This is a genomic window from Mesorhizobium sp. M1A.F.Ca.IN.020.03.2.1 (assembly GCF_004023205.1).
GTDB lineage: Bacteria > Pseudomonadota > Alphaproteobacteria > Rhizobiales > Rhizobiaceae > Mesorhizobium.
This window is the reverse complement of record NZ_RZSV01000261.1, coordinates 1-6,994: the sequence shown is the minus strand read 5'-3', so window position 1 is coordinate 6,994 and position 6,994 is coordinate 1. Positions and strand designations below refer to the sequence as shown.

Sequence of the window (6,994 nt, the reverse complement as noted above, 5' to 3'; positions counted from 1 at the left end):
CTACGCGCGCGTGCCCCGTCTGTTCGAGGATCTGGCGCTCGCCCGCCTCGACGGCCGCTTTCCCCGCCTCATCGATAAGCTCACCCGCGTGCAGACAATACAATCGCCACCGGTCGAATCAATGGGCCCTTACAGCCGTAAATTGTTCGCCGAACGGGGCCCCTCACGATCGCTACTCGTTCAGTCCAAAACGAGGGCAAATCGAGTTTCCGACTGGCTAGCCAAGTTTTCAAATAACTTTACAGAACCTTTACAACCGCAAGTCGCTGAGAATGGTAAGTTCACGACTGCCGCACGCCATGCAACGGAGGTCAACGCCAATGGCAAAAAGAGCGCTCATCCTGGTTGAAGGCACAAGGGGTAATGGTCTGCCATACGTCCAAGCGGCCCAGCGTCTGGGTCTTCATCCAATTTTCTTGTCGGCAGATCCAGCCGGGTACGACTATCTTGCGGCGGAAAATATTGAGGCAATCCGCGTCGATACTGACAATCTCGATGCGCTGATCAGCGAATGTTCCCGGCTGCGCGCGACCTATAACATTGCTGGCATTACCAGCGCCCAGGAGACGGTCTATGCGACAGTTGGCAAGCTCTGCCGGTATTTCGATTTACCGGGGCCGAATCCCGTATCCATCGAACGATGCTGCGACAAATTAGTTCAACGTCAGCTCCTCGCCGAGGCTGGCGTTCCAATACCTGCCTATCGCTTGGCAGCGAATGCGGCGGACGTAGAAAGCTCTGCCGCGGAGATCGGCCTGCCGGTGGTTCTGAAGCCAGTCGTGGGTAGCGGCAGCAGTGGTGTCCGATTGTGCCGCAATCTCGATGAGTTAGCCGAACATACGACCTATCTATTAAGCGGGAAGCACATATGGCGGACTTCGCCAAGGATACTGGTCGAGGAATTCGCACAAGGCCCACAATATGGCGCCGAGATAATGGGAAATGAAGTCGTTGGGATTGCGCCCGCTGACTTCGGTCCCCCGCCGCATTTCGTCTTTCATGGGGTGAGCTTTCCGGCCCCGCTGGCTGATGAGGAGCATAAACGTATCGCCGATGTTTCGCTGAGCTGTTTGCGAGCTCTCGACCTTGGCTGGGGGCCAACGAATGTTGAATTCCGGTGGACGAAGCGGCGGCCCAGTCGTCATTGAAGTCAATCCGCGTCTCCCTGGTGCGCCCACTCCTCAACTGGTTAAGTTGGCCTACGGTGTCGATCTCATTACCGAGCACATCAAACTTGTCATCGGCGAGGAATGGGATTTGCGCAGAAGGCATTCGCACACTGCGGCCGCGCGGTTTCTAGTTCCTGATCGCGATGGCATCCTCGACTCGATCAATGGCGACAGGGCGGCTGCTGTATTAGGTGTCGCCGAGGTCAAATTGTATGTTGGACCGAAGACGCCGATCGTCAGGAAAGGCGATTACCGCGACATGATCGGACATGTCATCGCCGCTTCACCGAGCCTTGCCGAGACCGAGATTGCACTTCAGCGTGGCGTCGACTTAATCGATTGGTCGATCAAACCTTTTCCGACCCTTGGCGAATAGCCACAATCTGCAAGCCCTCCCCTCGCCGCAACAGCGCAGGCGTCGCCGGGTAAAAGCTGATTGTCGCCGAGGATTGGTACTCGATCGCTGCTTCGGCACGAGGCCCAGCCATGCCACAAACAGGCGGCCATTCTTGAAACCGATTCGGTCCGAACCGCCGCGATCAACGCTGTCGCCGTCATCGGCCAATACCCTCGATCCTGCTCAGGCTCTGTAAGTGCTCGCTGTTGCGGAAGACGTCCCGTATTCGCCGGCCAGAGACGGCGATGAGCGGATAGAGCTCGACCATTTTCCGCCTGCAATTCGATTATCAGCGACCGGACCAGATCGCTGGGGCCGTCATCGCTGCCCCCGACAATCTCAGCGAGGCGGCGGTGCAGCTGCGCGATGTCGTCGGCGATGACGATACCTGCTCGGAAAGGAGACCGCGGATCTGACTGACATGTCGGCCCACTCACGACGGCGCCGTGCTCGCCTGGGTTAAGGAGTAGCGCGGAATGCCACACCGGCTTCCTGGGCGCACCGCCTGGAAGTGCTGCGACCCTTTGCTGGACATGAGAATCGCCTCGATCTGGCGAACGAGTTTCCGGCAATTACCATACTCGGCAAGCGCACCGGCGGGATGGCGACAGTAGGGCGACGACTGCTGCTTTTCCCCGAACGTGTCCCGGTCATCAAGTCAGCCAAATCGACGCGAGTAGTAGTTCACGACAAACGAGGCTGTGGACTGGGGGCTGGCGATGGCCGGCCACGACTGATGGAACAAAATGGCGGGAGTCGCACGCGTATCAGCCAATCCTTCAAACGCACCGTCGTGTACAAGACAGGCTAAATAGTTGAAATGCAATCACATCTCACTTTCTCCAGCTCGATCAATCCGAATTGGCATGAGATTTGAATCATTCAGGACAGAGCTGCGAGAGCTGTCTACCGGCACTACTTCACAGCATCGCAATGGAAGGAGCGAAGGGCGGAATGCCAAGTGCCAATTTGCCTCCACGCTCCGGCATCGTCGCTGGCCCAATTAACTCGGGAGGTGAAGAACCGTCGGCCTGCAGCGGTGTAAAACGAACAAGACGGCGCGTAAGGCAGTAGTTCTACCGTTTCGCTATTTCAAAGTCCTAAAGTGAGGCAATCGAATCATGGATGTACCCGCAAAATCGTTTGGTGCGAACGTCATCGAAGAGCTTTCCTTCCCGAAATTCGTACAAGTCGCGCATAATCTCGTCGCCGCGAAATTCGACCTGATGAAATTTACACCCGCGAAGCACATTCTCGATACTGCACTGGCGAGCGGACAGTTGCGAGTGGGCGGCCATGTTATTGAAAGCAGTTCCGGCACGTTCGCCTTAGCTCTATCTATCCTGTGTTCTTTATATAACCTGCGCCTGACGCTTGTTACTGGGCCAACGTCGCAAATCGTTCGCTGGAGACTGGAGAATTTGGGCGCAGCCCTGCATACGGTTCACGCCAGCAATAATTGCGAAGGTGGGATTCAGCAAGCGCGTCTGGAGGTGTTGTCCGAGTTACGCTCATCAATGCCCGACAGTTTTTGGCCGCAACAGTACACGAACCCGTTGAATTCTCTCTCTTATAGACCGATTGCCGAGCGAGCCCTCCTGACACAGCCAAAAATTCATTCAGTGGTTGGTACGGTCGGTAGCGGGGGATCGCTCTTTGGAATTGCATCCATCTTGCAACGCGAGAACCCCGATTTAGAAGTAATTGCTGTCGACCACAACCGAAGCGTGATTTTTGGTGCCCAGGCCACGCGGATCAGCAAGATGTGCAGGGGAACGTTCGAACAAATTCTCGCGATGGGAGCAGGAATTCCCATGGGCAATGTGAATTTTGAACTCTGCGACGAAATTCATTGGGTACCTATTCCGAAAATGGTTCAAAAGGTCCACGATTTCCATCGACGAACTGGAATGCTTGTCGGGCCATCGAGCGGTGCCGCTCTTGCTGTCGCAGAGTGGCGTGCAGCTCAGGAGCCTTCGCAGCACGTTCTGACCATTTTCCCAGACCACGGCGTTCGTTATGTGGAGACGATGTTTGATCCCAGATGGTTGAACAACTGGAATGAGGACCTTGCTCGGGATTGGGGAGGGCCAAGGGATATTTCTTCGCCAGAAGAGGTATCGGAGGGATGGTGTCGATTCAAATGGGGTCGACGCAGATACCGAGATGTCGCCGGGAGTGATCCGATGCCCCGCCCGGCTGGGTATGATCCGTGAAATGTCGTTGGACGCGCACTTTTATTGCGGATTTCAGAAAGACGGGACATCGGTTTCGCTAATTCGCGGACATGTGTGCGTGCCTTCTTCGGGCCGCGCGGATTCCAGCCGGCGACGAAGCGGGTACAGGTCGTCTTGGCCTTTTCGACCCAGCGTCGCTCGTCTTGCCTAGCCGCCTAGCCGAAGCGCCGCCGCTCGTTGGCCAGGTCGCAGCCTGCTGCGCAGCTCCGTCGCTGGCGGCCGGCGGGACTGGTAGCGGATCATCTCGCGGTCGGCGCAAACGATGGAGCAGGCCAGATCGCACCTTAATTTCATGGCCCCGTGGTCCCGCGATTAGGGTCCACTTCAACAGTCTGGGACGAGACCGGTAAGCCTTATGTTCAATTCCTTGTGGGGCCCGGGGCGCACTCAACTACGGACACACAACCCGAATATTATTTCACCCGCAATTGGATATCTCGTTGGCGAGAACATTATAGAACATTCTTTTGGCGCTTGAATACAGCGGCAAGTGAATTCATTGATGTGTTTGTCGATGCGATCCTGAAACCCATGGACCTTTCTTAAACGCTACCGTTTCCTGGGCCGACCAGCACAAATGCGAACGAAGCATCGCAGGCGCTGGCGCGAAAACATTCCGGCCGCGCGGAGCGCCGTGGCCTTCACAAACGCGTTTCACGGCATGTCGCTCGGCTCCCTAGCAGTGTCGGGTTCGGCGTTGAGCGATGGGGTGAGAAGAGCCTCATCTTGAAATTCCTATGGGCCACCGAAACGACCGCTTGGCCAAATGACGGTGACCGACACTACTGTTGTGTTTGTTAGGTCTGTGACAAGTGCTATTCGGACAGCCTTCCTCAGACTTCCTCATTAAGCCGTTGAATAGAAACAGAAAGCTATCTTCTCAGGGTTCCTTCTGTGTAGTTGGCACGATTTTTGAAACTTTTCGTCGTGAGGCGGTAGAAATCCAACCGATTTGATGTCGTGCAGCATTGATATCGACGGAACGAACAAGGAAAGAAAATGTCAGGTCCGCATCAGTTTGCATCGTATGGGGAGGAGCAACCGCAATTTGCACCCCAAGAGGAAGCCATGCCCTTGTCGCCCTCAAGCCCTGGAGTTGATCGCGGGCAGCAAACGTAAGTCTCACTCAGGTATTCAATTATATGGCGAGGTTTACCATGCGCGCAACAGAAGGGTGCGGTGAAGCTATCGGTCATCACGGCGAGCTCGTTCAAGGCATTTTTGAGGACCAAAATGCTCGTCTGCATCGCGGCCTGATATCGCTGCCTTGCCGCCACCTCAAGTCGAAGGCGAAATTCAGGACGAACGGCGAAGAGAGATTGTCCGTCACCCCACGGCATTGCGAAAAGGCAAAACGCGCCGTGGAGCTCGCGCTCAAGACATTCGCCCGGATCACAATCGGCGGACATCTGACTATAGAAAGCAACATCCCTATTGGGCGCGGCATGGGCTCATCCACCGCGGATGTGCTGGCCAGCATCTTGGCCGTTCTCAATTACCTGGACCTCCAATCAACACCTGATCGCGTAATGGAAATTGCAGTAAGCGCGGAGACAGCATGCGATTCGACGCTGTTTTCACAGCAAGCGGTGCTCTTCGCGCATCGCGAAGGATTTGTGATAGAGTCGTTCAGAAACCCGCTTCCGCCGATCGACGTCATCAGCGTAGACACAACTCCCAGCCAAACTGTTGACACTCTTTTATTCAAGCCGGCTCAATATAATCCGTTTGAGATCGGAGTCTTTCGGCCGCTCCGGAGTGTTATGCGTAGAGCGATCAACGACTCCGACGTTGGTCTGCTTGGGCGAGTTGCTACCGCAAGCGCTCTAATAAACGAGAGATTCCTCCCAAAACCCCGCCTGTACGATATCGAAGCGATTGGTACTCGCTACGGCGCTCTCGGCGTACAGGTTGCCCACAGCGGGACAGTTGTCGGCTTAATGTTCGACCCAGCTAACCAAAGGAGCACCGAAAACATGGATCTAGCGATGCGTGACCTGAGAAAGTTAGGTTTAGAGCCTTCGATCTTCCGACACTGAATTGGGACCTGGGAGCAACAAGTGGTTAGCCGAGCTCTAATGCGCAACCTTGAGGATTTCGAGAATCCCAGAATCATCGAGTTGAGAGATGGCCTGTATGGCGCCAGCTTTTTTCTCATGAAGCTTCTTCCTGCCCGGTTCATCCTAGAACGGGCCGTGGAGCAAGGGTTATTGAAAACAGGTGCCAGCATTTGCGAGTCGTCTTCGGGGAATTTTGGGCTCGCCTTGGCCATGCTTGCTGTACAGTATGGCTACCAACTTATACTGGTGAGCGACTCGGCGCTTGATCGGCACCTTCATACACGTCTCGTCCAGCTTAATGTGCACGTGGACGTTGTCGACAAGCCAGCGCGCGGTGGCGGATTTCAGCAGGCGCGCTTGGACAGGCTGACCAGGTATCTTAAAGAGATACCCGGCAGCTATTGGCCCTCGCATCGCTCAAATCCGGACAATCCGCTCGCCTATGCGAAATTAGCGGAGTTGCTCATCGAGAGAGTGGGAAAGATCGACTGCCTGGTTGGCCCCGTCGGGTCGGGCGGCTCCATGTGCGGCACGTCCAGGTACCTACGAGTGCCGTTCCCCGGATTGCATACCATTGGCGTTGATTCGCCAAAGTCAGGTCTGTTTGGGCAGCCTAGTGGCAAGCGACACCTTAGGGGGCTGGAAGGTAGCATCGTTCCCTCTAACGTCGATCACAGACACTTCGACGAAGTGCATTGGCTGACGCCAGCAGAAGCATTTCATGCGACTCACCAGTTACATCGGGATCACGGTCTATTTATGGGACCTACCGGTGGTGCTGCATACCGAGTTGCGAACTGGTGGTCACAGAGGAATCCTGGTAAGAAGGTCGTCGCCATCTTTCCTGATGAGGGGCATCGGTATGTCGAGACCGTCTATAACGAGGACTGGCTCGCGTCCGTTTCGGGATGGCTTCAGTCGATGCGCGAAGAGCCAGTGGCTGTCGCAGCGCCCACGGAGGAACTGACGAGCTGGTCCTATTTCGCCTGGGGCAGGCGAACACTAGACGAAGTGCTTTCCAGCCCAATGGACCATGCGCCCGGACGTTCGTTCCTCCGGTCATCTTCCGGAACCCGTTTGCCTCCGCAGTCGATAAAGCAAAATCCCCTGGAACCCACTGGGGGGGTACAC

At 55.7% G+C, this 6,994-nt stretch carries 4 protein-coding genes and 2 pseudogenes; 5 read left to right on the top strand and 1 reads right to left on the bottom strand.

Annotated elements, in window-relative coordinates; genetic code table 11:
* Together EOA79_RS34155 and EOA79_RS27550 are read left to right on the top strand one after the other, a co-directional pair.
* Positions 1 to 349, top strand: a pseudogene (locus EOA79_RS34155) (hypothetical protein); the annotation flags it as partial.
* Positions 321 to 1,545, top strand: a pseudogene (locus EOA79_RS27550) (acetyl-CoA carboxylase biotin carboxylase subunit family protein). The pseudogenes EOA79_RS34155 and EOA79_RS27550, both read left to right, overlap by 29 nt.
* On the opposite strand, the gene EOA79_RS34305 reads toward EOA79_RS27550, so the two are convergent.
* Positions 1,501 to 1,644, bottom strand: coding sequence for a hypothetical protein (locus tag EOA79_RS34305; protein ID WP_348631870.1), 144 nt, complete (start codon positions 1,642 to 1,644; stop codon positions 1,501 to 1,503). The pseudogene EOA79_RS27550 and the gene EOA79_RS34305 sit on opposite strands and share 45 nt — an antisense overlap.
* A 1,043-nt stretch (positions 1,645 to 2,687) precedes the next feature.
* Between EOA79_RS34305 and EOA79_RS27540 the strand changes: the two genes are divergently transcribed.
* The 3 genes from EOA79_RS27540 to EOA79_RS27530 all read left to right on the top strand — a co-directional run.
* Entirely contained in the window at positions 2,688 to 3,782 is a 1,095-nt protein-coding gene (locus EOA79_RS27540; RefSeq protein WP_128161203.1) for a pyridoxal-phosphate dependent enzyme, read from the top strand.
* 1,178 nt (positions 3,783 to 4,960) lie between these two features.
* Positions 4,961 to 5,842, top strand: coding sequence for a GHMP kinase (locus tag EOA79_RS27535; protein ID WP_128161201.1), 882 nt, complete (start codon positions 4,961 to 4,963; stop codon positions 5,840 to 5,842).
* 39 nt (positions 5,843 to 5,881) lie between these two features.
* A partial coding sequence (locus EOA79_RS27530) for a cysteine synthase family protein (RefSeq protein ID WP_206639274.1) occupies positions 5,882 to 6,994 on the top strand: 1,113 nt, incomplete at its 3' end.

Coding starts and splice junctions, on each gene's coding strand:
- EOA79_RS27540 (WP_128161203.1), top strand. CDS start 2,688: ATGGATGTACCCGCAAAATCGTTTGGTGCGAACGTCATCGAAGAGCTT.
- EOA79_RS27535 (WP_128161201.1), top strand. CDS start 4,961: ATGCGCGCAACAGAAGGGTGCGGTGAAGCTATCGGTCATCACGGCGAG.